This window comes from Acidovorax sp. HMWF029 (assembly GCF_003060895.1).
Taxonomy (GTDB): Bacteria; Pseudomonadota; Gammaproteobacteria; order Burkholderiales; family Burkholderiaceae_C; genus Acidovorax.
On record NZ_QAIH01000223.1, the window covers coordinates 1 to 2,736 of the forward strand.

The window sequence follows — 2,736 nt, forward strand, 5'->3', positions numbered from 1 at the left end:
GTCCACCGCCCAGGCCAGGCCCATCACCACCAGGGGGCCGATGGCGCCGACCACGGCGGCCAGCCCTCCCGGCAAGCGGTAGGCCGCCACAAACAGCAGCGCCTGGAAGACGCCGATGTTGAGCGCAGCCAGCAGCGCCATGCGCCCCCAGCCCCCGGGCACCGGCCAGCGCCGCGCCCACAGCACCAGAAGCAGCCCGGCGGGCAGCGCTCGCAGCAGTGCAGCGGTGAACGGCCGCCCGGGCGGCAACAGCTCGGTGGTGACGATGTAAGTGGAGCCCCAGATGGCAGGCGCCAGCGCGGTGATGCACACATCCATCCAGCTGGGGGACGTTGAAGAGGTCGAGTTCGAAGCCATGATTTATCTTCAATTCAAGACAAATAACTGTAACATAAAATCTCGACATCAAGATAAAACATCTATGCCTGACCTTCGCCCCACAGACGCCGTGGATGCCATCCTGGCCCAATGGCACACCGAACGCCCCGACCTGGACGTGTCTCCCATGGGCCCGATTGGCCGGCTCAAACGCTGCGCCGCGCTGGTGGACCGACGGCTCGAAGCCGCCTTCGCGCCCTTCGGCCTCTCGTTCTGGGAGTTCGACATGCTCGCCACGCTGCGCCGCTCAGGCGCCCCCTATTGCCTGGCGCCCACCACGCTGTTCTCCACGCTCATGGTCACCTCGGGCACCATGACGCACCGCATGAACAAGCTCGAAGCCAGTGGCTGGATCACGCGCCAGCCCAACCCAGCCGATGCCCGCAGCCTGCTGGTGCAGCTCACCCCGGCGGGCCTGGCGCTGATCGACCGCGCCTTGGAGGCCCATGTGGCCAACGAACACGCCCTGCTGGCGCCGCTGCGCGCAGCCGACCTCGCCGCCCTGGACCGCAAACTGGCCCAGTTGCTCGCGGTACTGGAGTCACCCGAAGGTCAGTGAGCGCCGGAATGCGGCCCTGCGCTGCGTACTGCGCAGTAACATGGCGGGATGCCTCACAACCACCTCACCATCCTCACCGGCGCCTCGCGTGGCATGGGCCTGGCCATGGCCCAGCAGCTGCTCAAGAGCGGCAACACCCTGATCTGCATTGCGCGCAGCACCAACCCTGACCTGACCGCCGAGGCCAAGGCAGCAGGTGCCACGCTCGAGCAGTGGCAGCAAGACCTGTCGCAAGGCGAGCAGGTCGCCCTCCAGCTGCAGACCTGGCTGCAAGCACAGGGCCCGCAGGCGTTTGCCAGCGCCACCCTCATCAACAACGCGGGCGTGATCCCGCGCATTGCGCCGCTGTCTGCCAGCGCTAACCCGCATGATCTGGCCGACCTGGCCCACGCGCTGCGTGTGGGGCTGGAGGCGCCCATGCAGCTCACCGCTGCCTTCCTGGGCGCAACGGACGGCTGGACGGTGCCGCGCAAGGTGCTCAACATCTCCTCGGGCCTGGGCCGCCGGGCCATGGCATCACAAGCCGCCTACTGCGCGGCCAAGGCGGGCATGGACCATTTCACGCGCTGCGTGGCGCTGGACGAAGCCATCAAGCCCCATGGCGCCAAGGTATGCTCGCTGGCGCCCGGTGTGATCGACACCGACATGCAGGTCCAGCTGCGCAGCGCCGACCCGGCCGCCTTCCCGGACCGCCAGAATTTCGCCAACCTCAAGACGGGTGGCCAGCTCACATCGCCTGCCGACGCCGCCACCCGCGTGCTCGCCTGGCTGCAGCGCGCAGACTTCGGCACCAACCCGGTGGCCGACGTGCGTGAGGCGTGAGGCGTGAGCCAAATACTCATATTTTCATAGCTAAAAAACCATTATGGACGCGCGGAAGCGGCCATTTTTATTCATGTTTTTTCTACAAGGACCTCCCCATGACCCGTGAAGTCGTCGTCGTCAGCGCAGTGCGCACCGCCATTGGCACCTTTGGTGGCAGCCTCAAGGACATCGCTCCCACCGAGCTGGGCGCGCTGGTCGTCAAGGAATCGCTGGCGCGCGCCAGCGTGGAGGGCAAGGACGTGGGCCATGTGGTGTTCGGCCATGTGGTGAACACCGAGCCCAAGGACATGTACCTCTCGCGCGTGGCAGCCATCAACGGCGGCTGCGCCGAAGGCACGCCCGCATTCAACGTGAACCGCCTGTGTGGCTCGGGCCTGCAGGCCATCGTGTCGGCAGCCCAGGCCATCCAGCTGGGCGATGCCGACGTGACCATCGGCGCAGGCGCCGAGGTGATGAGCCGCGCACCGTTCGCCAGCCTGAACATGCGCTGGGGCGCCCGCATGGGTGACACCAAGATGGTGGACATGATGATCGGCGCACTGCACGACCCCTTCCACACCATCCACATGGGTGTGACGGCTGAAAACATCGCCGCCAAGTGGGGCATCACGCGCGAAGACCAGGACAAGCTGGCGGTGGAAAGCCACAACCGCGCCGAACGCGCCACGCAGGCAGGCCTGTTCAAGAACCAGATCGTTCCCGTCACCTTGAAGAGCAAAAAGGGCGATGTGCAATACGCCACCGACGAGCACTTCCGCCCCGGCGCCACGCTGGAAGACATGGCCAAGCTCAAGCCCGTGTTCGTGAAGGAAAACGGCACGGTGACGGCGGGCAATGCCTCGGGCATCAACGACGCCGCCGCTGCCGTGGTGCTGATGGACGCTGCTGCAGCCAAGGCACGCGGTGCCAAACCGCTGGCCCGCCTGGTCGCCTACGCCCACGCGGGTGTGGACCCCAAGTACATGGGCATCGGC

4 protein-coding genes are annotated in these 2,736 nt (G+C 66.4%); 3 read left to right on the top strand and 1 reads right to left on the bottom strand.

Annotation, left to right across the window (positions count from 1 at the left end):
• Positions 1–357, bottom strand: a 357-nt coding sequence (locus DBR12_RS15610; protein ID WP_146185558.1) for a DMT family transporter, incomplete at its 3' end; no start/stop codon positions are given.
• 64 nt (positions 358–421) lie between these two features.
• Here DBR12_RS15610 and DBR12_RS15615 point away from each other — a divergent pair.
• From DBR12_RS15615 to DBR12_RS15625, 3 genes are all read left to right on the top strand, one after another.
• The gene (locus DBR12_RS15615; protein ID WP_108618105.1) at positions 422–937 is read left to right on the top strand and encodes a MarR family winged helix-turn-helix transcriptional regulator; all 516 of its coding nucleotides are present in this window, start codon (positions 422–424) and stop codon (positions 935–937) included.
• A 48-nt stretch (positions 938–985) separates the two neighbouring features.
• Entirely contained in the window at positions 986–1,759 is a 774-nt protein-coding gene (locus DBR12_RS15620; protein ID WP_108618106.1) for an SDR family NAD(P)-dependent oxidoreductase, read from the top strand.
• 98 nt (positions 1,760–1,857) lie between these two features.
• Positions 1,858–2,736: acetyl-CoA C-acyltransferase (locus DBR12_RS15625; RefSeq protein ID WP_233244575.1), on the top strand; the 879-nt coding region annotated here is incomplete at its 3' end.